General features: G+C 49.6%; 19 protein-coding genes. 12 read left to right on the top strand and 7 right to left on the bottom strand.

Annotated features, from left to right (window positions below; translation table 11 throughout):
* Positions 1-143: 143 nt before the first annotated feature.
* Positions 144-1,598 (top strand): PhoH family protein, encoded by a 1,455-nt coding sequence (locus tag ABDW72_RS11750; protein WP_347158752.1) that lies wholly within the window; start codon positions 144-146, stop codon positions 1,596-1,598.
* 122 nt (positions 1,599-1,720) lie between these two features.
* Here the strand turns inward: ABDW72_RS11750 and ABDW72_RS11745 are convergent, their stop codons facing one another.
* Entirely contained in the window at positions 1,721-2,254 is a 534-nt protein-coding gene (locus ABDW72_RS11745) for a DinB family protein (RefSeq protein ID WP_347158751.1), read from the bottom strand.
* Positions 2,255-2,266: 12 nt separating this feature from the next.
* Complete coding sequence (locus ABDW72_RS11740) at positions 2,267-2,821, bottom strand: SRPBCC family protein (RefSeq protein WP_347158750.1); 555 nt, start codon at positions 2,819-2,821, stop codon at positions 2,267-2,269.
* Between the two features lie 197 nt (positions 2,822-3,018).
* On the opposite strand from ABDW72_RS11740, the gene ABDW72_RS11735 reads away from it, so the two are divergent.
* Positions 3,019-3,465 (top strand): YkvA family protein, encoded by a 447-nt coding sequence (locus tag ABDW72_RS11735; RefSeq protein ID WP_347158749.1) that lies wholly within the window; start codon positions 3,019-3,021, stop codon positions 3,463-3,465.
* Between the two features lie 345 nt (positions 3,466-3,810).
* On the opposite strand, the gene ABDW72_RS11730 is transcribed toward ABDW72_RS11735, so the two are convergent.
* Both ABDW72_RS11730 and gltB read right to left on the bottom strand, forming a co-directional pair.
* The gene (locus ABDW72_RS11730) at positions 3,811-5,292 is read right to left on the bottom strand and encodes a glutamate synthase subunit beta (protein WP_347158748.1); all 1,482 of its coding nucleotides are present in this window, start codon (positions 5,290-5,292) and stop codon (positions 3,811-3,813) included.
* Positions 5,293-5,302: 10 nt separating this feature from the next.
* Entirely contained in the window at positions 5,303-9,817 is a 4,515-nt protein-coding gene (gene gltB, locus ABDW72_RS11725; RefSeq protein WP_347158747.1) for a glutamate synthase large subunit, read from the bottom strand.
* A 418-nt stretch (positions 9,818-10,235) separates the two neighbouring features.
* Here gltB and ABDW72_RS11720 point away from each other — a divergent pair, with 418 nt between their 5' ends.
* From ABDW72_RS11720 to ABDW72_RS11700, 5 genes are all read left to right on the top strand, one after another.
* A complete protein-coding gene (locus ABDW72_RS11720) occupies positions 10,236-11,267 on the top strand; it encodes an aldo/keto reductase (RefSeq protein ID WP_347158746.1) in 1,032 nt (343 codons plus the stop codon).
* A gap of 389 nt (positions 11,268-11,656) precedes the next feature.
* Positions 11,657-12,238, top strand: coding sequence for a TetR/AcrR family transcriptional regulator (locus ABDW72_RS11715; RefSeq protein ID WP_347158745.1), 582 nt, complete (start codon positions 11,657-11,659; stop codon positions 12,236-12,238).
* Between the two features lie 185 nt (positions 12,239-12,423).
* Entirely contained in the window at positions 12,424-13,755 is a 1,332-nt protein-coding gene (locus ABDW72_RS11710; RefSeq protein WP_347158744.1) for a TolC family protein, read from the top strand.
* Between the two features lie 15 nt (positions 13,756-13,770).
* On the top strand, positions 13,771-14,922 hold the full coding sequence (locus tag ABDW72_RS11705; RefSeq protein ID WP_347158743.1) for an efflux RND transporter periplasmic adaptor subunit: 1,152 nt from the start codon (positions 13,771-13,773) through the stop codon (positions 14,920-14,922).
* A 27-nt stretch (positions 14,923-14,949) separates the two neighbouring features.
* Positions 14,950-18,153, top strand: a complete 3,204-nt coding sequence (locus ABDW72_RS11700; protein WP_347158742.1) for an efflux RND transporter permease subunit — start codon at positions 14,950-14,952, stop codon at positions 18,151-18,153.
* Between the two features lie 252 nt (positions 18,154-18,405).
* Here the strand turns inward: ABDW72_RS11700 and ABDW72_RS11695 are convergent, their stop codons facing one another.
* Both ABDW72_RS11695 and ABDW72_RS11690 read right to left on the bottom strand, forming a co-directional pair.
* Positions 18,406-18,669 (bottom strand): hypothetical protein, encoded by a 264-nt coding sequence (locus ABDW72_RS11695; RefSeq protein ID WP_347158741.1) that lies wholly within the window; start codon positions 18,667-18,669, stop codon positions 18,406-18,408.
* 566 nt (positions 18,670-19,235) lie between these two features.
* On the bottom strand, positions 19,236-19,691 hold the full coding sequence (locus ABDW72_RS11690) for a hypothetical protein (RefSeq protein ID WP_347158740.1): 456 nt from the start codon (positions 19,689-19,691) through the stop codon (positions 19,236-19,238).
* Positions 19,692-19,923: 232 nt separating this feature from the next.
* On the opposite strand from ABDW72_RS11690, the gene ABDW72_RS11685 reads away from it, so the two are divergent.
* The 5 genes from ABDW72_RS11685 (at position 19,924) to ABDW72_RS11665 (ending at position 24,074) form a co-directional block, all read left to right on the top strand.
* Entirely contained in the window at positions 19,924-20,280 is a 357-nt protein-coding gene (locus ABDW72_RS11685) for a hypothetical protein (RefSeq protein WP_347158739.1), read from the top strand.
* 243 nt (positions 20,281-20,523) lie between these two features.
* The gene (locus ABDW72_RS11680) at positions 20,524-22,014 is read left to right on the top strand and encodes an amino acid permease (protein WP_347158738.1); all 1,491 of its coding nucleotides are present in this window, start codon (positions 20,524-20,526) and stop codon (positions 22,012-22,014) included.
* Positions 22,015-22,175: 161 nt separating this feature from the next.
* Complete coding sequence (locus ABDW72_RS11675) at positions 22,176-22,559, top strand: hypothetical protein (RefSeq protein WP_347158737.1); 384 nt, start codon at positions 22,176-22,178, stop codon at positions 22,557-22,559.
* 130 nt (positions 22,560-22,689) lie between these two features.
* On the top strand, positions 22,690-23,202 hold the full coding sequence (locus tag ABDW72_RS11670) for a hypothetical protein (protein WP_347158736.1): 513 nt from the start codon (positions 22,690-22,692) through the stop codon (positions 23,200-23,202).
* A 260-nt stretch (positions 23,203-23,462) separates the two neighbouring features.
* Entirely contained in the window at positions 23,463-24,074 is a 612-nt protein-coding gene (locus ABDW72_RS11665) for a hypothetical protein (protein ID WP_347158735.1), read from the top strand.
* Here ABDW72_RS11665 and ABDW72_RS11660 read toward each other — a convergent pair.
* On the bottom strand, positions 24,061-24,771 hold the full coding sequence (locus ABDW72_RS11660; RefSeq protein ID WP_347158734.1) for a pseudouridine synthase: 711 nt from the start codon (positions 24,769-24,771) through the stop codon (positions 24,061-24,063). The genes ABDW72_RS11665 and ABDW72_RS11660 overlap by 14 nt on opposite strands.
* Positions 24,772-24,806: the final 35 nt, after the last annotated feature.

The raw sequence follows: 24,806 nt of genomic DNA, 5'->3' as shown, positions 1-24,806 counted from the left end.
GGTTTTTCCGTTCTGCTCCATACCTCCGTCCTGCAGTTGCTGCCACTGTTGGGTAGCTTTCCTACCTGATCTCACGTAAATAACTTAAACTGCAAAAAGCGATTTTAGAAGCGCAGCAGAACGGATCTTTTCACTCTTAGCCCATGCGTATGCTAAACCCCGGCAAAATAACTAAGGCATCCTCCGAACCAAGTAAACCAGCAAAAACAGCAACTACTCCAAAAACATCCCGCACTAAAAAGGCCTCTACGTCCGCTGAAACAGACACTGCTAAAGCGAGCAAAACGAAGAAAGTGTTTGTGCTGGATACCTCCGTGATTCTCTACGACCACAGCGCGATCCAGAACTTTCAGGAGCATGATGTAGCCATTCCAATTACGGTGCTGGAAGAACTTGATAATTTCAAAAAGGGAAATGACATCAAGAACTTTGAGGCTCGTGAATTTATCCGGTTCATCGACAAGCTTTCTGGCGAGCACAAGCTGCAGGACTGGCTCCCGTTGAATGGCAAAAACAAAGGCAACTTCAAAGTACTAATGAACTACAGCAGTTCTGTGGATGCCGTGGAGATCTTTGGTGAAAAGAACGACCACCGTATTCTGAACTCTGCCCTGCAGTTGCAGCGGGAGCGGCCGGAAAGCAAAGTGGTGCTGGTTACAAAAGATATTAACCTCCGCTTGAAAGCACGCGCCCTGAACCTGGTTTCGGAAGACTATGAAACCGGGAAGATCCAGGATGTAGGGGAGCTATACACTGGTAATGATACGCTGGAGGATGTATCAGCTACTATCATTAATGAGCTGTATGAAAAAGGCGAGTGTGAGAGTGAAAAGGTGCTGACCACCACGCCAAGCGACAACCATTACTTTATACTTAAAAGCTTTAAAAGCTCTACACTAGCTTTTTATAATGCGGCAGAAAAGCAACTGGAGCGGGTGGACAAGCTAAATGCCTTTGGCGTGAAGCCACGCAATGCGGAGCAGGCTTTTGCCCTGCATGCCTTGATGAACACGAATATAAAACTGGTGACGGTACAGGGTGTAGCGGGTACAGGCAAAACGCTGCTAGCGCTTGCCAGTGCTTTAGAACAACGCAAGGAATATAAACAAATCTACCTGGCGCGCCCGGTAGTACCGCTCAGTAACAAAGATATCGGCTACCTGCCCGGCGACATCAAATCTAAGCTGAATCCTTATATGGAACCACTTTGGGATAACCTCAAATATATTCAGAACCAGTTTGCCGAAACAAGCAAGGAGTTCCAGAAGATCCGCGACATGGTGGACCTAGAAAAGCTGCTGATCACTCCCCTGGCTTATATCCGGGGCCGTAGCTTGTCTAACATCTTTTTTATAGTGGATGAAGCCCAGAACCTGACGCCTCATGAAGTGAAAACCATTATCTCGCGGGCGGGCGAAAACACCAAGATTATCTTTACCGGCGACATTCACCAGATCGATACGCCCTACCTGGATTCGCAAAGTAACGGCCTCTCCTACCTGATAGACCGGGCCAAGAACCACCCGCTCTACGCGCATATTACGCTGCTAAAAGGCGAACGCTCGGAATTGGCAAACCTGGCAAACGAACTCCTCTAATCACACAAATAATTAGATGCAAAAGCGGAGCGGCTATCACAGTCGCTTCGCTTTTGTTTTGCTTGAAGCACATCCTTTTAAGTTGCTTTTATACTTGAGGTTATAGGTATAGATTCGGCTACTTAGTCCTTGCGTTTTAAGTAGCGGCTTTGCAGAATCGTTATGTGGTGGTATTCGTGTGCGGCCATTACGTGAATGAGGCCTCGCACGGAAACTTCGTTGCCGTTGACAATGCCCACCTGGTTCAACATCTCCGTGGTTAAGCTGCGGAAAAGCAACAAACTGGAACGGCGCACCTGTTCGTATTCCTCCAGCATGTTCTTCAGCAGCCGGATGTTAGCCAGAGAGTTACTGGCATACAGATTTTCGTCAAAGCCAGGGAGTGGATTATCTTCACCGCGGCTGATGCACATAGCCCGATAGCTGAAAATACGTTCTGAGTCAATCATGTGCTGCAGCAGTTCCTTTATTGTCCATTTACCTACCGCATAGCTTTCCTCCGCACGTGCATCAGAAACATTCCGGAACATGTGCCGGAGATCCGTGCTGTGCTTGTCGAGCAGGTACATTACTTCGCCGTCAGGCAGATGATCCATGTAGGTCTGGTAAGAGGCCGGGTATTCCGCGAGTTCAGGTCGGTTGATGGTTATCGGCATGGCTGGGTGGTTTTATTTGGCTGCTCTTCTCTTACTGTTATTTTGCAGCAGGGTTTTCAGTCCGGTGAGCCCCTGCTCTACTTCCTGCTGCTTTTTGTGCTGTTGGTATAAGCCTTTATACTTATCCCAAATATTAGTGCCCACCTCGGCCGACTGGCGCCAGACGACCTCCGTACCGCCCTGAACAGGAGTGAGCCGGAACTCGCCGAGGATGTTGCCAGGTAGCCCGGTTTCACTCTGCACATATACCACAGAACTAGGGCTGATGCTTTCAGTAAGCTGTAGCTTACCATCGCCTACTTTATCACCGCTCCACTGCATGCGCGCGCCCACACCAGTTGTTGGACCGCCGTACAGGTGAATAACTGTAGGGTCGGCAGTTTTGCTTAGAAAGCTCCATTTAGGCCATTCCGTTGGGTTATTCAGGTAGGGATACACCTGCTCCGGTGCTGCAGCCAGAACCACGCGGTGCTCGACGTGCACCTGCGCCGGCAGCCGGAAAGAGGCAGCAAATAATGTCGCGGCCAATACAGGAAGCGGCAAGATTATTTTCCAGACCAGTTTCATCGTTTTACTTCTTAGTTGAATATTCCGCTTGTATTTTCGCAGGAATTAGTACTTCAATTTAAAGGAGGAATTTTGTAGGAATCAAGCGCAAGGGCATAAATATTTTCATAGCTTTATCCTTCAGAAACAAAACTGTGGCAAAGGGCTAAAGCCTTTTGCCGCTTTGCTCCGTATTAAGCTCTAAAGACACAACTATTATGCTACACGACTGGATTCAAAAAGGACTAATTTTCTCACAAAATCCTGCTTTCAAGAAATACCTGGGCAAAGCAGGTGGCCTGTTAGTTAAGCCCGTGAAGCTAGGCATACTGCTTACCACTGCCTATGGCAAGCTCATTGATACCAACAGCTCAAAAGGAAGTTTTGAGCAGGTAAAGGAAATCATGCATACTTTTATCCGGCTGGTGCGGGCTTACATCAACGGCGAATATCGTGATGTGGCTAAAACATCCTTGCTGATCGGTATAGCCGTCTTGCTGTACCTGGTTACGCCGCTGGACATTATTCCTGACTTTATACCTGGTATTGGGCTGCTGGATGATCTGAGCCTGATGGCCTGGTTTGTAAGTACTTTCCAAAAGGAAATTACCCGTTTCAGAGCTTGGGAAGCAGATACCAGCTATGCCCACATAGGTTCATTTTAACAAATGCAATGCCTATAGCGGCACGGCAGCAGCTGTAAGATAAAACACCCAGCTTAATTTCGGCTGATATACCTAGCCTGCTGCTCCAACACATTTCCACAGCCCGACCTGTATCAACAGGCCGGGCTGCTTTGTTAAAGCTTTTGTTTTATACAAGCGTAATATATATCTATCTTTCAAAGAATTTAGCACTATAAACCTCCGGCTATAGTAAGTAGCAATCCTTAAACTTTTTGCTGTTATAGTATAACCCAAAAAGCCAGTGCTTTCATTTGATCAGCTGATCAAATGAAAGCACTGGCTCCTGAAGGTATATTCCAGTAAATATACGCGCAATAGCGTGGCTTAAACCGTCACGTCGGCCATCAGGTCCAGCACCGACAGGTCTTTTGAAGGCAACGTAGAACAGCCCATCAGGTGAATGTCAACTGCACGCGCTGCTTCGCGGCCTTCAGAAATGGCCCACACAACCAACGATTGCCCCCGGTTGGCATCTCCGGCTGTAAATACCTTCTCTACGCTCGTACGAAACTGCGCATCTGATACAATGTTACCCCAACGGTCCAGTTCCACACCCAGTTGCTCCAGCAAGCCCTTAGGTTGTGTGTAGGCAAACCCAATGGCTACCAAGGCCATATCGCAGGGAAGCACCCGCTCTGTTCCTTCAATCTCGTAATAGCTTTTGCTTCCGTCTGCTCCTGTTTCCATGCGCAGGTCTGCTACGCGCAGCCCTGTAACGTGGCCGTTCTCATCACCCACAAATGCTTTGGTCAGCATGGCCCAAGTACGTTCGCAGCCTTCATCATGCGAGCTAGAGCTTTGCATCACCATTGGTACCTGCGGCCAAGGGTTATGGTCCGGGCGTTGCATCGGTGGCTGGTACATGCGTGCTATTTGCGTAACTGAGGCAGCCTTTTGCCGGTTGGCAGTGCCCACGCAGTCAGAGCCGGTATCGCCGCTGCCAATCACCACCACATGTTTGTCGGTTGCTAAAATATCAGCTTCCTGTACTTCCAGACCGCGCACACGCCGGTTCTGCTGTATCAGGTAATCCATAGCGTAATAAATACCTTTCATTTCATGTCCTTCCAGCGGCAGTTCACGCGGCACTTCGGCTCCACAGCAAAGCACTACGGCATCAAACTCTGCCATCAAGTCCTCTGTTGAGAGCGTTACCCCTACATGGGTATTTGTTTTAAAGGTGATTCCTTCTTCCTCCATTAACCGGATACGGCGTTCAACCACCCACTTCTCCAGCTTAAAGTCAGGGATGCCATAGGCAAGCAGCCCTCCCAACACATCCTGCTTTTCGAATACCGTAACCCAATGCCCTGCCGTGTTCAGTTGTGCCGCCGCTGCCAGACCAGCCGGCCCAGAGCCCACTACGGCTACTTTTTTTCCAGTGCGGGTGGCAGGTGTCTGCGCTTTAATCAACCCAAGTTCAAAGGCTTTTTCGGCAATAGATTTCTCGATGTACTCAATGGTAACCGGTGGTTTGTTGATTCCCAGCACACAAGCAGCCTCGCAGGGAGCCGGGCAAATGCGACCTGTAAACTCCGGAAAGTTGTTTGTAGTACTTAGTATTTCTATCGCGTGCTCCCAGTCGCCTTTGTAGGCAGCTTCGTTAAAATCAGGAATTTTATTGCCCAAAGGGCAGCCGCTATGGCAGAAAGGCACCCCACAATCCATGCAGCGGGTCGCCTGCTGCGTAGCCAGTTCATACCCTTTCTCCAGGTAAATCTCTTTAAAGTCGTTGATACGCTCTTTTGGATCTCTGACAGGAGGCAAAACTCTGTTGATCTCTATAAAACCTCTCTCTTTTCCCATGGCTCAACTATTATACAGCTTTTCTTAATGACTCATTCCGCTGGGCCAGCACGGCTTTGTACTCCCGCGGCATTACTTTCGTAAATGACCTTACAGCCAGTTCCCAGCGTTCCAGCAGATTGGCTGCTACCTGGCTCCTGGTATACTTTACATGGTTTTCCAGTAGCTGGCGCAACAACAGGTGGTCTTCCATAGCTACCGGCTCCAGGTCCACCATTTCCATGTTACAGTTCTCGGCCAGCAGTTGCTCCGGATCATACACGAAGGCCTGACCGCCGCTCATGCCTGCCGCAAAGTTGCGGCCTGTAGCTCCCAGGATCACTACGACGCCACCTGTCATATACTCACAGGCATGGTCGCCGGCGCCCTCTACTACCGCTTTGGCACCTGAGTTACGCACCGCGAACCGCTCCCCGGCCATACCGTTGATGTAGGCCTCACCGGAGGTAGCGCCATACAGGGCTACATTGCCGATAATGATGTTCTCTTCGGGATTAAAGGTTGAATGGCGATCCGGATACACCACCAGCTCCGCGCCAGAAAGGCCTTTGCCAAAGTAGTCATTTGCCTCTCCCTCCAATTCGAGGTGAAGGCCAGGCGCAGCAAAAGCACCAAAGCTCTGTCCTGCCGATCCCCGGAACTCAAAATGAATGGTTCTGGCTGGCAATCCCGCTGATTTATACTTCTTCGATATCTCATTAGAAAGCAAGGTACCTATAGCGCGGTCAATGTTCTTCAGGTCGAAAGCTGCTTTTACCGGTACTCCGTTCTCCAGGGCAGGTGCAGCTGCTTCTAATAACTGCCAGTCCAGCACCTGCTCCAGTACATGGTCCTGTTCGCGCTGCTTGTAAAGCCCTACTTCCGAATCTGCCGGCTGTTGATACAGCAGCGCACTCAGGTTAAGGTCTTTTATTTTCCATTGTGGTGTCGCAGCTTTCAGCTTCAGCACCTCTGCCTGCCCTACCATTTCATTTACCGAGCGGAAGCCTAGCGAAGCCATAATTTCGCGTAGGTCCTGCGCCAGAAAATGGAACAGGTTCACCACATCCTCCGGCCGGCCAGTAAACAAAGCCCGCAATTCAGGATCTTGTGTGGCAATACCTACGGGGCAGGTGTTCTGGTGGCATTTGCGCATCATGATACACCCTTCCACGATCAGGGCAGCTGTGGCGACACCCCATTCTTCTGCTCCCAACAAGGTAGCAATGGCCAGGTCGCGCCCGGTTCTGATCTGACCATCTGTCTGCAGGGTTACGCGGCTGCGAAGGTTATTCTTCACCAGGGTCTGGTGCGCCTCTGCTAAGCCCAACTCCCAGGGCACACCAGCATGCCGGATGGAGCTGATGGGCGATGCCCCGGTTCCGCCATCGTGGCCTGAGATCATGATCACATCGGCTTTCGCCTTCGCTACGCCAGCGGCAACGGTCCCTACGCCTGCTTCTGCCACCAGCTTCACATTGATGCGTGCTTCGCGGTTGGCATTCTTCAAGTCGAAGATCAGTTGGGCCAAGTCCTCGATAGAGTAAATGTCATGGTGCGGCGGCGGCGAAATAAGGCCAACGCCTGGCGTGGAATGGCGCGTCTTAGCGATCCAGTCATCCACTTTGTGCCCCGGCAGTTGCCCGCCCTCACCAGGTTTGGCGCCCTGAGCGATCTTTATCTGCAGCTCATCGGCATTGGTTAAATAATTACTTGTAACTCCAAAACGGCCGGAAGCTACCTGTTTTATGGAAGAACGCTCGGAGTCGCCGTTCGGCTTTACATCAAAGCGAATTTCATCCTCACCGCCTTCCCCGCTGTTACTTTTGGCACCAATGCGGTTCATAGCGATGGCTAAGGTGCTATGTGCTTCATATGAGATGGAGCCGAACGACATAGCACCAGTAGCAAAGCGCTTCAGAATATTCTCTATAGGTTCCACTTCCTCCAGCGGCACCGGCTGACGCTCTTTAAAATCCAGCAGCCCGCGCAGCGTACATGCCCGCTGATTCTGCTCATTGATATGCTGGGTATACTTCTTGTACAAGCTATAATCACCGCGTCGGGTGGAGTATTGCAGCAGGTGGATGGTCTCCGGATTCATTAGGTGAAACTCGCCATCGCGCTTCCACTGATAGAAGCCACCTACCGGTAGCCGAGAGGATACGTGCTGCGGGAAAGCATACTTGTGTCGCACCAGCACCTCTTTGGCAATACCCTCGAAGCCGATGCCGCCAATGCGCGAAACCGTTCCCTCAAAGCACCTGTCTATTACTTCCGGACTTAGGCCAAGGCATTCGAATATCTGGGAGCCCTGGTATGATTGCAGGGTAGAGATGCCCATTTTGGACATGATCTTGAGCAAGCCACCGTTTATAGCTTTGATGTAATTTTCGATCGCTTCCTCATCCGACAGTTGCTTGTTCAATTCCTGGTGCTTGTTCAAAGCCATGATAGACTCAAAAGCCAGGTACGGGTGTACGGCGCTGGCACCATAGCCGATCAGGGTGGCAAAGTGCTGTGTTTCCCATACATCGCCTGCCTCTACTACTACACCGGCCTTAGTACGGATGCGCTTGCGAATAAGGTGGTGCTGCAGCGCCCCGGTTGCCAACAGCGACGGAACAGGCGCATGCCCTTCGTCCACAGACCTATCGGTGAGTACCAGGATGTTGCACCCTTCTTCAATAGCTGCTTCTGCATCAGCACAGATGCGATCGATGGCCTCCTCTAGTCGGTGCGGCTGCCCGTCTGCCTTGAACACAATAGCAATGTCTTTGTACCGGTAGCCGTGCGGAGCCAGCTGCCGCAGCGTAATCATGTTCTCGTGGGTAAGCACCGGCTGTGAGATGTGCACCTGCGTGCAATGCTGTGGTGACTCAGACAGGATATTTCGGCCAACGCCCACACGTGTAAACAGCGACATCACCATACGCTCCCGGATGGGATCGATCGGCGGGTTGCTTACCTGGGCGAAAAGCTGTTTGAAGTAATTAGCCAGGTGCTGACTTTGGTTCGATAATACGGCCAGTGGCGTGTCAGCTCCCATGGAACCAAGCGGTTCTTTGCCGCTCTCCGCCATTGGTTTGAGAATCACTTTCAGGTCTTCGGAAGTATAGCCGCTGGCTTGCTGCCGCTGTAATAAGGTATCTTCGTGCAGCTCAAAAGCCGGCACTTTGGGTGGCAGCAGGTTGCGCAGTTTCAGGCGGTGGTGCAGCACCCATTCCCGGTAAGGCTTACGGCGGGCTACCTGCGTCTTGATTTCTTCATCGCTGATGATGCGGCCCTGCTCCAGGTCTACCAGGAACATCTTACCCGGTTGCAGGCGTCCTTTCTCGATCACTGTTGCCGGATCGACAGGCAGCGCACCAGCCTCAGAGGCCATGATAACGGTGCCGTCGTTGGTTACACAATAGCGCGAAGGGCGCAGTCCGTTCCGGTCCAGCACGGCTCCTACTACTTTGCCATCGGTAAAGCAAATCGAGGCAGGTCCATCCCAAGGCTCCATAAGCGAGGCATGAAACTTATAGAAGTCTTTTTTGATCGGGTGCATCTGCGGGTTATCCTCCCAAGCTTCTGGCACCATCATCATAAGGGCATGCGGCAGAGAGCGGCCGGCCAGCACCAGCAGTTCTACGAGGCTATCGAAATTAGCGGAGTCGGAGTGCGTGGCGTCGCAGATGGGCAGCAGCATGTTCAGCTCTTCCTTAGTAAACAGTTCCGACTCCATCAGCGCTTCCTTCGTCTTCATTTTATTCACGTTACCGCGGATGGTGTTGATCTCGCCATTATGCGCAATAAAGCGGAACGGCTGGGCCAATTTCCATCTGGGGAAGGTGTTGGTTGAAAAACGGGAATGCACCAGGGCCATTGCAGAAACAAGGCGCTCATCTTGCAAGTCGGGGTAGTAGCTTTTCACCTGGTCGGTGCGCAGTTGCCCTTTGTACACGATAACCCTAGCCGAAAGGCTGGCGAAGTAAAAGTCGCCGTTACTCGCGGGAATGCTGGCGCCAATGGTATGCGTCGTATAGTTGCGGAACACGTACAGCTTTCGTTCCAGTGCATCGCCGGTAATGCTTTTGTCTTTCGGCACGACGAACAGCTGCTCTATTTTGGGCTCGTTGGCCAGGGCTGTGGTCCCGATGCCTGTTCTGTTTACAGGCACATCGCGGAAACCGCACAACTGCAGCTCCAGTTTATCGGCTGCCTCCTGCACTACCTGCCGGCAACTGGCCCGCACCTGCTCTTCGGCCGGGAAAAAGACCATGCCTACGCCATACGCTCCTGCTTCAGGCAGTTCTATACCGATGCGGGCACACTCCTGTTGCAGGAAATCATGCGGTAACTGGAAAAGTATGCCTGCCCCGTCGCCTGTCTCGGGTTCACAGCCGCAGCCACCCCGATGTTCCATATTCTCGAGCATGACCAAAGCATTGGCTATGGTTGCGTGGCTCTTATGGGCATGCAGGTTAGTCAGGAAACCAATGCCACAGGAGTCGTGCTCCATCTGCGGAAGGTATAAGGAATTGTCAGCTATGTTTTTCATGGTATGCAGCAAATTGAACCTCGGCTTACCGGCAGAGGCGAAATATTTTGTATGTAAAGCAGTTGTTTGAATCTTATATAATAGTATTGGATGCCCTTAGCTTCTATGAAAAATGCGCCTGCTACACCTGCAAGTTTGCTTGTATAGAAGATAGTCTGAACAGACCGTAGTGCTGGATGGAGTACACATATAGCGACGCATTAATAAAGGCAAAGAAAGCTACAAACGTAAATTTCTATCAAAATACGCAAAGTTTTATTAAATTGGAAATAAAAATTGATAAACAGTATAAATTATCTCTCAAACAGATAATTATCTACCAAAATAGAAAATAGATGTTTTCCATCCATTTCCAGGGGCTGCCAAAACTTTTGCGCTGCTATGGAGTTTATGAAAGAAGTAAACCAACCTTAAAACTATGAAATACAACTTACTGGGAAATACAGGTGTACTCGTTTCCGAACTTTGCCTGGGCACTATGACCTTCGGCGGCAAAGGCTACTGGGAAGCCATTGGACAGCAACCGCAGGAAGAAGCTAACCATATCCTGAAAATAGCTGTTGATGCAGGTATAAATTTTATCGATACAGCTAATGTGTATTCTTTTGGCCAATCAGAAGAAATACTGGGCCAGGGTATCCGGCAAAACGGCCACGCCCGTAACGAACTGTTTATTGCAACTAAAGTACGGGGCCGCATGGCAGAAGGCGTTAACCAACTGGGCCTATCGCGGTACCATGTTTTTCAGTCGGTAGATGATAGCCTGAAACGCCTGCAAATGGATCACATCGACCTGCTGTATGTGCATGGCGTTGATGAGGCGATGTCGGTGGAGCAGATTATGCATACGCTGCATGATGTGGTAATGACCGGTAAGGTGCGCTATATTGGGGTATGCAACTGGCCTGCCTGGATGGTGATGAAAGCATTGGGCATTGCCCGCCAACAGGGCTGGCATGAGTTTATTGCCATGCAGTACTTTTACTCCATTGCGGATCGGGATTCGGAGCACGACCTGCTGCCGCTGGCACAAGATCAGCACCTGGCCTTTATGCCCTGGAGCCCGCTGGCCGGCGGCTTTGTATCGGGCAAGTATACGCGCGATAACCAGAATACCGGTGGCGACTCCCGGCGCGACACCTTTGATTTCCCTCCTATCAACAAAGATAAAGCCTATGATATTATAGATGTGCTACAGGAAGTGGCCGATGCCCATAAGGTTTCGGCTGCTGAGATAGCGCTGGCCTGGGTACGCCTGCAGCAAGGTGTTACCAGCACCATTATCGGCGCGAAGAAAGTAGAACAATTGCATTCCAACATCCACTCCACGGAGTTGCAACTGAGTAGTGAAGAAGTAGAGCGGCTAAACGAGATCAGCACGCCTCCACGCATTTACCCCGGCTGGATGGTAGAGCGCCAAATGAGCGACAGGGTACCGGCCAATAAATAATACCGGCACTGCAGCGAGTTTTCAGAGCGAAGTGTTCTGGTAGAAAGCAAAGCAGGTTGCCCATACTTGCTAAATGGGACCGGAGCTTACGCGCCAGAAGTGAAGTTGTGGGGCTTCTTTCCTTCTGATCCTTATACTTCCGGGGCTTTGCCCCGGAAGTATAAGGATTACCTGCTCTCCATCCTAATTGCATGCAGCCTATCGCAAGGGTTAGCTCTCCCATGATAGCCCTTCCAGCCTTTTGCAGTTGCTACCTAACGATCTGAAGATCGGTTCTTAAGTAAGTGTATATACATTATTTTTCAAAACAAATGATTGCCGCTGCTATGAACTGAGTGAAAACATGCTACCTTTGCGGCCGAATGAACATTCAATAGACAACAAATTACATGGAATACCTAGCCGAGAAGAAGAAAGCTATCCTTGAAAGTACACTTGCGCTGATCGAAGAAAAAGGTTTTCATGGCACCCCGATGAGTATGGTTGCGAAACATGCCGGTGTGGCGGCCGGCACGATCTACCATTATTTTGACAGCAAAGAGCGCCTGATCTGTGAGTTGTATACTTATGTGAATCAGCGAATGATCTCGGCCCTGCTGACCAGTGATGACCCGGCACAATCCTTTCAGAAACGCTTTTTTAGTACCTGGATGGGCTTATACCATTTTTACATCGAAAACCCGAATGTGCTCCGGTTTATGGAGCAATTTGTTAACTCGCCCTTTTATACCAAGAGCAAAGGTCCGCAACATCACCCTGTTCACCAGCTTTTGTTCGACTTCTTCCGCTGCGGCGTAGAAGAAGGTCAGCTTTGTGAGGCTAACCCCGAAATGCTGGGCGTGCTGGTTCATGGCAGCATTATCACAGCCGCTAAAATTCATGGGGTGGGTAAAATCCAGCTCAGCGACGAAGAGCTGACACAGATTGCCCGTATTTTATGGAACGGCATGTCGCGACCAGCCAGCACCTGAAGCAGTATGCCGGCTCCACTCTCTCTTTATACTTACACTCCCTGATTAAACTAAATCAACTATAAACCATCAAACTGCAGCTTAACGACTATGATAAAACGAGTTTCTGCTTCAGCATGCCTTCTGCCGTCAGGAGCGCTATGCAGGCGCATTTTGTATAAAGTAAAACGTGCAAATCAGCTTACATGATGATGACTACTTATTTAAAGCCGCTGCTGGTTGGGCTCCTGTTATTTCCCTCCTCGCTGCTGCGCGCGCAAACCAACGCTGCTCCGGTTGCTGAACCGCTTACCCTTGATCAGTGTGTGACGTATGCCCTGAAGAACCGGGGTGCTGTGGAGCAAGCGTTACTAGATGAGGCCATTGGGGAGCATGAGATCAAAGCGAACCTTGCCGGCTGGTTTCCGCAAATTTCAGCTAGTTATGGCGGAACTCACCTTTTTAAACTCCAGCAACAGCCTTTTGCAGGCGAAATTCGGACACTGGGTCAAAAGTATACTTCCAACATACTGCTGCAGGCTAACCAGACCCTGTATAGTAGCGAACTACTACTTGCCTCCAAAGCAGCGCGTTATACCCGTGAGCAGCTGGACCTTGACACCCGCAACACCAAGATCAACACGGTGGTGGATGTGAGCAAAGCATTTTACGATATTCTGCTGACTCAGGAGCAACTCCGGATTCTGACAGAAAACCTGGCCAGGCAGGAGAAGCAGTACAACGATGCCCGCAGCCGCTTTGAAGTAGGCCTGGTTGATAAAACGGACTACCAGCGGGCAGCCATTACCCTGGCCAACATCCGCAGCGACAGGAACAGAACACAGGCAGCTGTAAAAGCCAAGTATGCGCTGCTGAAGCAACTGATGGGCTACCCGATAGAGTCAGACCTGCAGGTTTCGTTCAACCCGGACGAAATGCAGCAGGCTGTTATGCTGGATACGACAGAGGTGGTGAACTTTGCTAACCGCATTGAGTTACAGCAGCTCCAGACACAGCGACAGTTGCTGCAGCTGAACACGGCCTACTATAAATGGCAGTTCCTGCCGACCATCTCTTCCTACGTAAACTATAACTGGATCTACTTCAACAACAGCCTGTCGGACCTTTACAGCCAGTCATACCCTACATCGGGCATTGGGCTGCAGGCCTCTCTCCCTATTTTCCAGGGTACTAAACGGTTGCAAAACCTGAAGATCGCCCGGTTGCAGGAGCAGCGGCTGGATGTGAAAGCTGAGAATACCCGCAAAGCCATCAACACCGAATACCAGGTGGCGCTGGCCAATTACAAGAGCGACTTTTATGAGTGGCAGACGCTGCAACAGAACATGCAGCTGGCACAGGAAGTCTATGACATCATCAAGCTGCAGTATAACGAAGGTATTAAGGCGTATGTGGACCTGATCGTAGCTGAAACAGATCTCCGCACGGCGCAGCTGAACTATTACAATGCCTTGTATAATGTGCTGGCCAGCAAACTAGATTATCAAAGAGCGTTAGGTACTATAAACATCCAATAAACAGTAATAAAACGAATGAAGAGCAACTACACATGGCTTTTTGCAGCCATCATAGGCCCGGCCATACTCGCCTCCTGCGGCGGGAAAGAGAATGCAAAGCAGCAGAACATGGGTGCCATGGCTGTACCGGTAAATGCATTTGAGGTAAAGCAGCAGGACGTAACCGGCACGGATACTTACCCGGGTACGGTGGTAGCCCTGCAGGAAGTAGAGCTGCGCCCACAGGTTTCCGGTTACATCACCAATATTTATGTGCAGGATGGCCAGCGCGTGTCGAAAGGCCAGAAGCTGTATGAAATAGACCGCACCCGCTACGAGGCATCTTACCAGCAGGCAAAGGCCAACCTCCAGAGCGCTCAGGCTAACCTGGAGAAAAACCAGAAAGACTTGCAGCGCTACGAAACCCTGGAATCCAAAGAAGCGATTGCCAGGCAGCAGGTAGACTATGCCCGCACCAACGTGCAGACAGCTAAAGCGCAGGTAGCCTCTGCGCAGGCACAGGTAAGCAGCGCCTCCAACGAGCTAAGCTATGCTGTAATCAATGCTCCTTTTGATGGGGTGATCGGCATCTCCAATGTCAGGGTTGGCGCGCAGGTATCGCCGGGGCAGCCGCTTTTGAATACTATTTCCTCAATGCAGCCCATTGCGGTGGACTTTGTGATCAACGAGCAGGAAATAGGGCGTTTCACCGACTTCCTCAGCAACCCTAAATCGCAGCCGGATTCCTTGTTCACGATCCGCCTCAACAATGGAGAGATCTATCCGCATGTGGGCAAACTGGTGACGGTAGACAGAGCGATTGGGCGGCAATCGGGCACCACCACGGTGCGTGTGCAGTTTCCTAACCCCGACCGTCGGCTGATACCGGGTATGACGGTGGATGTGCGCGTGCTGAACCAGGATATTGGCGAGCAGGTGACCATACCTTATAAAGCGGTAACAGAGCAATTGGGCGAGTACTTCGTGTATGTGATCCAGGCCGACACGGTACACCAGCAGAATGTGCAGCTCGGCACCCGGTTTAACGGCAATGTGGTGGTGCGCGAAGGCCTGAAGCCGGGCCAGAACATTGTGCTGGAAGGACTTCAGAAGCTACGTGAAGGAGCTAAAGTACAGCTGGGTTCTCCGGCTGAAGGAGCACCGCAGCAGGCCCCTGCCAAACAGTAATCGTTCACGGTAATTATCTAAAAGAACATGATTTCAGATGTATTTATAAGAAGGCCAGTCACCTCCATCGTCATTTCCATAGTGATTGTACTGGTGGGCGTACTGGCCATGATGAACCTCCCGATTACGCAGTACCCGGACATCTCCCCGCCTGTCGTGTCGGTATCGGCTAACTACACAGGTGCTGATGCGCAAACGGTAGAACAAACTGTGGCGACACCGGTAGAAACGCAGATCAACGGTACGCCGGGGATGGCTTACATCACCTCTACCAACACCAGTACAGGGCAGATGAACATGAGTGTGACCTTTGAGGTAGGCACAGACATCGACATCGCCACGCTGGACGTGCAGAACCGGGCAAGTATAGCGGCACCGAGCCTGCCAGAGGAAGTACGCCGCCTGGGCGTAACCGTGCGTAAGCGGAACCCAAGTATCATGATGGTGATCGGTATTTTCTCGCCTAAAGGTACCCACGACATTCAGTACCTGGACAACTATACCAACATTTTCGTGCGCGATGCCTTGCTTCGTGTGCCGGGCGTGGGTGACATTAACGCCCTGGGCCAGGACTTCAGTATGCGTGTATGGCTGAAGCCAGACAAGCTGGCCCAGTATAGCATTAGCGCTAATGAGATAACGGCTGCCATACAGGAGCAGAACATGCAGGTAGCTGCCGGCACAGTTGGTGCCAAACCCCAATACAACGACCTGGCTTTTCAGTACCCTATTACGGTTACGGGCCGCTTGCAGACACAGGAAGAATTCGGCAATATTATCGTGCGCACCAACCCTGCCGATGGCACACTGGTTTACCTGAAAGACGTTGCCCGCATCGAGTTTGGCCGGTTTGACTATGGCCGTGCAGCCACCATCAACGGCAAACCTTCTGCTATCCTGCTCCTGTACCAGGCGCCTGGCAGTAATGCACTGGCAACTGCAGATGGCGTGTATAATGCGTTGGATGAGCTCAAGAAGTCCTTCCCGGCAGATGTGGATTATGTAGTTTCATTCGAGACAGTTTCTGTAGTGCAGGTATCGATTAATGAGGTAGTACACACCCTGGTCGAAGCGCTTATCCTGGTGATCATCGTGGTTTTCCTGTTCCTGCAGAGCTGGCGTGCCACGCTGGTACCGGTACTGGCTATCCCGGTTTCTATTGTGGGTACGTTCATCTTCTTTATTCCGCTTGGGTTCACCATCAACACCTTGACCCTGTTCGGCTTTGTACTGGCTATTGGTATTGTGGTGGATGATGCCATTGTAGTAGTGGAAGCCGTGCAGCATTATATGGACCATGAGGGCCTCTCGGCGAAAGAAGCTACCCGGAAGGCCATGAAAGACATCACAGCTCCGGTTATTGCTATTGCGCTGATACTCGCGGCAGTGTTTGTTCCGGTAGGCTTTATACCAGGCATAGTAGGGCGCTTGTATCAGCAGTTTGCCATTACGATTGCTATTTCGGTGCTTATCTCTGCCTTTGTGGCTCTTACGCTTACACCGGCACTTTGCTCGCTGATGCTGAAGCCGATGAAGGTGAACAAGGACTCCAAAGGCCTGAATAAATTCTTCTACAAGTTTAACAACTGGTTCGAGCGCACGACGGCTTCTTACTCGCGCGGAGTGCGCAGAAGTATAAAAGCGACGCCGCTGGTGCTTATCGTGCTGGTGTGTATTTATGCCGGTACCGTCGGCTTATTTACAACCAAACCCACCGGCTTTATACCTACCGAAGATGAAGGGCGTTTGTTTGTTTCCATCGAGTTGCCGGAGGGCTCCTCTGCCAGCAGAACAGAAGCGCAGCTGGCCCGCATGGGGGATATTCTAGCCGATATTCCGGCGATTAAAAACTATACAGCGATCGGTGGCCTGAATGCTATCAACTTCTCCTTTAAATCGAACAGTGGTACGATCTTTCTGCAGTTGCAGCCCTGGGACCAACGCGAAGATGAAGCAGAACAACTGCAAGGCGTTATGGACGAGCTAAACCAGCGCTTTGCTGCCTTAAAAGAGGCGACTGTACGCGTAGTGGCACCACCAGCCATACCCGGCTTGGGTAACTCTGGCGGTTTCAGCTTTATGCTGGAGCAACGTGCCGGCGGCGGCAGTCTGAAAGACTTTGAAAGCGTACTAGGACAGTTTGTGGGTGCTGTGAACCAGCGGCCTGAAATTGCGATGGCCTACAGCTTTTTCAACACCCGTACGCCAGGCTACCATGTGGAAGTGAATCGTGAAAAGGCAAAGCAACTGGGCGTGAACATTGCCGACGTATATGCCGTCATGTCAACATACATGGGTAGCCGCTACATCAACGACTTTACGCGCTACGGCCGTAACTTCCGGGTGGTAGCCCAGGCCGACACCTCCTACCGAATGGATATTCAAAGTCTGAAGCAGTATTATGTGCTTAACAGGGAGGGTGCCTCTGTTCCGCTGAGTGCCTTGGTTACCTCTTCTGTGGAAGAAAATGCATCGGTAATTTCCCACTACAACCTGTTCCGCTCCGCTGAGGTGTTAGGCAGTGCAGCACCCGGCTATAGTAGCGGCCAGGCACTGGAGGCGCTGCAGGAAGTAGCGACACAGGTGCTGCCAGCCGGTTACGGTTTCGATTTTTCCGGCCTGAGCCGTGAGGAATTAACTGCCGGTAACAGTACGATCTATATCTTCTCGCTGTCTATTATACTTGTATTGCTGTTGCTGGCGGCCTTGTATGAGAGCTGGTCTGTACCGTTCTCCATCCTGTTTGCCATTCCGCTGGGCATGTTTGGTGCTATTCTGGCGCTCACGTTCCTGCCGCGGCTTGACAACAACGTGTATGCACAAATTGGTATGATCACGCTGATCGGTTTGGCGGCAAAAAATGCGATCCTGATCGTGGAGTTTGCCAAAGAACGTGTAGACCGCGGGATGGAGCTCATCGAAGCAACCATAGAAGCGGTGAAGCTGCGCCTGCGGCCTATCCTAATGACGTCCGCAGCGTTTATACTTGGTGTTGTGCCATTGGCAACAGCAACAGGTGCCGGTGCCGTATCACGCCAGACCATTGGCTGGGTAGTAATTGGTGGTATGCTGGCTGCCACCTTGCTGGCTATATTTGTAGTACCGGTATTATTTGTGGTGATTACGCGGCTGGCCTATGGCAAGCGCGGCCTGGCAGAATTACAGGAAAAGAATCGACCTGATGAGGATGCGGGCGGTGCTCCCTCTTATGTAAATACACCTGCTTCTTAAACACGGCAAGCCTCTCAACACAAAAGCCCCGGCTATCTTGCCGGGGCTTTTGTGTTGAGAGGCTTGCTAATAAGTATACCTGCATTTCAGCAATCGTGTTATAGGGCATACTTCCAGTAAGCCCTTATATCTATCGGATGAAAAATTAAGAAGTTTTTAAATGCCTCCTCAATGCTCAGTGTAGTATTTATCGTGGCTTATCGGATGGATGCCGCAGCACCTTCGCCTTACTTCTTTCTAAGCAGCTGCAGGTTATTTTTCAGAATTTGTTTCTGTAGGTTTATAGCGGCATACACCGGCAGGTTGCGAGATGATCTTGCCTTCTAGCAGCAATGCTTCTATAATTTTATCTGTGTACTCCTTGCTGAAACCCAAGCTTTTGCCCAGCTCTTCCTGATCAAGGCGATTATTATTCTCCTTTAAAGCTCCTAAAAAGCGCTCTTTATGGACGTTCCGTTCGTTCTTTAGATCATCTGTTTTTTTCGTCTCTATTACTATAGCTTTCGTCTGCTTCATATTAATTTCTTCTTTAAGGTGTTCTACTTCTGTCAGGTGTGTTTTATCAACTCCCGGTTCAAAGAGGCTTGTGCCTGCTTCAGGGAGTTACAGAGATGTGAAGGAAATTACCATCTGCTTTCTGACATGGCGCGTCAGTTAATACTAGCTTATACTTTGGTATAAGCTGATGTGGCTATCTCAAAAAGTCCGGTTTTCTCTTTTACTTTTGTGCTTATACGTATAGCCGCCCGGATAAGTACGGATAGCTTTGCGTATTTGCCGGATCAACAAGTTAAAGGACAGATATGTATAGTTGAGTGCCGGATATGTAGGCTGAATGGTCGTTTACTCCCAGGCCTTCAGGCGCGCTACTGATAAGAAAATCACTCTGCCCGTACAGCTTTTAACAGTGAATGAAGGGTTTATTTGATAGGAACTGCATGAGAATTAGTATTCCTACTATACAAGTATAAGTAGTGTACATGCTGAAGTATAGATCAGCTTTCCGATGTTACGAGCAGGCGTCTTCAGCACGTAAATAGTTCTTCAGATGAAATCATCTGTGCTGCATAGCCTCCGTGAAATCAGGTAAGGTCGGCCAGCCGTTGCATGATGTCATCCACCAACTCCTCACTCCACCTGCCAGCAAGCTCCTCCATGTCTTGTTTTGTCCAGTTCTGATCGTAGCTCCTTTCCTCTCCTGCAATGTCTTTGCCTGTACTTACTTCATAAGAGGTATAGCCAAGTTTAAAAAGCAAGTCTTTCGTTACATCGAAGGGAGGAGCGCCTGCTTTTTGGAAGCCTTCCAGCCGTAATCGAAGGCCCATCTGCTGCACATTTCCATTCTCTATACTGATGGATGTGTCTGCATCTGCCTCAGGTCCTTTGGTCCGGGTATCCACTATAATCGACAGCTCAAAATTATGAAAAAGAGGCGTAATCGCTGTTAGGTTGTTATGTATACTCGTTGCCAGTTTGGGCAGTATGTTGTTGTGGAGGTGCTGTAAAGTTGCCTTATTTCGAATCTTCAGTTGTTCCATGTCTCAATTTAACAAAATGTTCTGTATACTCTGTCTCTCCTAAATAGTATACAGACAAGCCTACTATAAAGTATAAACAGCTATGCCTAGCTGTTTATACTTTATAGTAGGCTTGCAGCGGTTTTGCTCCTTTTTATCTTTCCTTAAAGTAACGCAGTTAAGAAATAGGTGCTAATAATAATTCTGATCAAAGGTTTGCTTATCAGATTCTCAGCATACTATATTTGATGCAATGTCCGGAAAAGAAATTACAGCAAAACAGCCTTGGCTATCCCTCTTTGGGTTAGTCTTCCTGATGCTCTTCACCCTCCAGGTGAAAAGCGCTGCCGGATGTTCTTTTCCAAGTAGCTACAAGGCGGCCTCTGCAGCTTCTTCCCAATCAAAAGAGCAGCGGCACAGTTACTGGCAGGTGCAGGAGACGAATCACCGGGAAGGCCTCATTCCGGATTGGCAGCTAACGGTAGCTGCTACAATAACCTACTTCCTGCTGCTGTTATTTCATTTTCCTTCCCAAAAAGAAAGGCTGCTTCCCTCCTTTCTGTCCTACGCATCCCGCAACTTCTGCTGCATTGTTCCGAAAGGCCCTTAGTTTCTTTCGATACTTCCCTCGCTTAGTTCAGTTTTCGCTTACTTAAAAGTGCTTGTCAAGAGCTATCTGTCTGTGCTTGTGTTCTCATAAGCACCAGCTTGGCTTTATGCTCGGATTAAAGCTATTTTCTAAAGTAGTTAGGCAGAAACTGTGTGCTTAGTACAGCTGCTACCTGCTGGTAAAAAGCCTCTGCTAGTGCCATCCTCCTATTCTAAACATTTTACATTTATACTTCTATTTAGTATGTCCAAAAAAATATTTCTGGTAAAACCTGTCGAAGCGCTGATCAGAGAGTCTGAAAGTGGCCAGGGTCTGAAGCGTACCTTGACAGCTACCAACCTGACGATGCTGGGCATTGGAGCCATTATTGGGGCCGGCATTTTTGTGCTGACGGGAACGGCCGCCGCTAATGCTGCCGGGCCGGCTATTGTCTTTTCATTTATCATCGCGGGTCTGGGCTGCCTCTTTGCCGGGCTTTGTTATGCCGAGTTTGCGTCCATGATTCCGATTGCCGGCAGTGCATATACGTATGGCTATGCTACCCTGGGAGAGCTTGCCGCCTGGATCATTGGCTGGGACCTGATTCTTGAGTACCTCTTTAGTGCCGCTACAGTGGCTGTAGGCTGGAGTGGCAACTTCGTTAGCCTGCTAAAGTCGTCCGGCATTATCATTCCGGCAGCGGTTGCCCAAGCTCCCTTAGCGTATGACGGCGCTTCCTTTACCACAACCGGCGCCTTTATCAACTTGCCCGCTGTGTTGCTGATACTGGCCATGACGGTGCTGCTGGTAGTAGGTATGCAGGAGTCTGCCAAGCTCAACAACCTGATCGTTTTTGTAAAAATTGCCATCGTGCTGCTGGTGATCGGCTTCGGATTTCAGTATGTGCACACGGCCAATTGGGAGCCATTCGTTCCTGCTGTTCAAATTCTGCCGGACGGGACCTCCCGCTATGGCTGGCACGGGATTGTACAGGGTGCTGCTATTGTCTTCTTTTCTTACATTGGTTTTGACGCAGTCAGCACGGCAGCGCAGGAAGCCAAGAACCCGCAGCGCGATATGCCCATCGGTATGCTTACTTCGCTGGGCGTGTGCACCATCCTGTATATCCTGATGTCGCTGGTGCTTACCGGCATGGTTTCTTACCGGACCCTGAACGTGCCAGACCCGGTACTGGTGGCGCTTGCCGCAGCTGGTCCTGGGCTGAAGTGGCTATACTTCCTGACAGGTATAGGCGCTATAGCTGGTCTGGCATCTGTCGTGCTGGTCATGCTCATGGGGCAGCCCCGTATCTTCTATGCCATGTCACGCGACGGCCTGTTGCCAGCAGTGTTTGGCAAAGTGCATCCGAAGTATAACACACCATATATTGCTACTATTATCACAGGAGTGATTGCGGCAATATTTGCCGGGATTTTCCCCATTGGGCTGCTTGGCGAGTTGGTAAGTATCGGTACGCTGCTTGCCTTTATCATTGTGTGTGGCGGCATTATCCTGTTGCGTCATACAAATCCAGGCCTCAATCGCCCGTTCCGAACACCTTTAGTGCCATGGGTACCCATTCTTGGCATTTTGATCTGCGGCTATATGATGCTGAACCTTGGTTTCGATACCTGGATGCGGTTGGTTATTTGGATGGCTATCGGCTTGCTAGTATACTTTCTGTATGGGCGCCATCACAGCAAACTACAGCAGCAAAGCAAATCAGCAGCTCAACCGACCACAAGCACCAGATAATAGCAGCAACTTCCTCCTATTGCTGGGGTGAAGTAGTATACAGTTAATGACAGTAACCCCTGTCTTTAGCTGAGGCAGACGAGTGCTAAACAATTAGTAGGTATCTCATCTACAGACTGTTGCCTTCGTTGATCTAAAGCGCTTATACAGTGTAATCACACATGAAAAATTCTTTGAAGGCTTCTGCTTTACTGCTGCTCCTTTGCTTCATGCTGGCATTGGCCAGTATAGGCAAAGGTGGTGGCGGACGTGAAATTCCGGCGGAGAAGAAAGGTGCAGACCGGAGCAAGCCGCAGGCAAGCTTTTCAAGAGCCGGGCAAAACCGGTTTCAGTTTCTAGAGAAGACCACCGAGGTTGTCGTAAGTTCGGTCAATGACTTCCCTGCCCCAGATTTCAAAAATCCGTTTAAAGGCCATTTACATATTTTCTGTACCGCGGAGCAGCGGCTAAAAGCTATTGCCACGCAATACCTTCAAGGCACAAAAGTGCTCCGCTGTAGTCTGGCAAGCACCGGGATAATTTTTCCTTTCCATTATTTCTGGTAATTCCTTCTTGTTTTTAAAGCTGCTAAAGCCACTTCATATTTTACTTTTTAGCTGATGCCACTGCTGCAGAGTATGTTTTTTCCTCAGATAGACAAGGCTAGGCTTATACTTTTTTTAAATAAAAACAAAGATGGATTTCGTAACAACCACCATAGGATTGCTTTGCATTATACTTTTGATCTTACCTTTTCTGTATGTCAGCAGGAAGAATAAATTAAAGAGCAGAAAGCTCCTGCAAGACTTTCTGGACAGAGCAGACCAGCAACAACTTACTATCTCGCACTACGACTTTTGGGACCCGTTTTATGCCATCGGTATCGACAAAAACAAAAAGAGGCTATTTTATACCCGAAGCCAAACAGGTACAGCGCAGCAGGTCCTGATCGACTTATCCGAAGTTGGGCGTTTCTGGGTAAACAAGCTCAGCAAGGAAACACACGGCAATATGGTCATAGATCATATAGAGCTGGTATTTTCGTACCGGAACCAGAAGCATCAGGAAAAAGTACTGGAGTTTTACAGTAAAGAGGAAAACCTGAACTTAACGGATGAACTCAGGCTATCAGAAAAATGGAAGCAGATCATCAATGAAAGTTTAGCAACTATACCTGAATCTACTGTAAGGAGCGGGCACAACAGGTAAAGCTAAAATAATGAAAGCTAATCCTGCCCTTCTTAGGGTAAAAGACACATTTTAGTATAATCAAGCGAAAAAGGTCTGGAGTAATTATCCGGACCTTTTTCGTTTTAATACCTGGCCTTCCCTGCCCCACTTTACCAGATAACAGGTGCCTAGCAAATGAAATCTCAGCTACTTTAGATATCTTACTACATTTAAGCTTTGATAAAAATTTAGAGATTAGGTGCTGTTGTTATAAGTATCTCTCAACTAATATTTCAAGGATGAAAACTAACTTTTATTTTTTCATTAGCCTGTTATGCTGCTTCGTTTTCGGATGCCAGCATAAACAGGATGAGCAGGAAGGCGCTCTTACACAAAAGAATAATACTCCCACAGTAGCTGACACAATACGTCCGCAAACAACTCCTTCTGACGAAAAGGTGCGCTACTTAGTACTGCCGCAGGAGTTCTTCGGCATTCGTTTAGCAGATACGATTTCTGCGCTTCAGCACAAATTTCCTGGCCGCTTAGAGAAAGCCATCAAGCGCACAGGTGAGGGAAATTTTACTGTGTATAAGATCAAGAATAAGAAAGGAGAATACCTGGCCGATATTTACCCCGAACTACCTGCAGCCGAGATCGTCGGGCAGATAGATATCTTCACACCAAGAGCAATGACTACAGCAGAAATAAAAATTGGCGATACGTATGCCCAATTACTCCAAAAAGGAGGTGAAGTTGCGGTGCATGGCTCAGAAATAGAGGGCCGCACCTACGCTTTGTATAACGGAATCTTTTATAGATTGGCCATGAACCACTTTACCTACGAACTGGATCCAGCCACCATCATCAATCCTGATGTCAAAATTACAGCGATAGTCATTCATCAGTAATCTTCTGAATCAAACCCCTGATTTCCGACGGCTGCAGATAGCGCCATTCGCCACGAGCCAGGTTTCCAAGTTCAATGGTCATGATACGGATGCGCACGAGCTTTTTTACTTCATAACCAAGCTTGTAGCACATTCTCCTGATCTGCCGGTTAAGTCCCTGCATCAGGATAATTTTAAAAGTATGGTCATTTACTCCCACAACCACAGCGGGCCTGGTCTTTTTACCCATAATAACAATGCCGGCAGCAAGGCAACTTAGTGCCTGTGGTGTCAACGGTTTGTCCACGGTTACCTCATATTCTTTTTCCTGGTGCTTCTCCGCATGCAGAATATCGTATACCAGTTCTCCATCATTGGTGAGCAGCATCAGTCCCTCAGAGGCTTTATCTAAGCGCCCTACCGGAACTACACGCTGGTTCAAGTCTAAAGCTTGCATGAGGTTATTCTGAACCGCGGCATTCATCGTGGATTCTATGCCGGCTGGTTTATGATACGCAATGTATACCGTCTCTCTGGGCGTTTTAATGACCTGATCGTCCAGTTTTACCTCATCATCAGGCAACAGCACCTGCGTTAACGTTCCTGTTTGGCCATTCACCAGCACCCTTCCCGAAAGAATATACCGGATGGCCTCTTTGTTTGAAACAGTTAGTTTCTGAACAACATAGTGCCTTAGGGAAGTATAAAGTGCTTTCATTGATTGCAGAAATTTACATCATTTATACTTTGTCA

This window comes from Pontibacter chitinilyticus, from assembly GCF_039748935.1.
Taxonomy (GTDB): Bacteria; Bacteroidota; Bacteroidia; order Cytophagales; family Hymenobacteraceae; genus Pontibacter; species Pontibacter chitinilyticus.
Note: the sequence above shows the minus strand (reverse complement) of the source record. Positions and strands in the feature narration are given on the sequence as shown.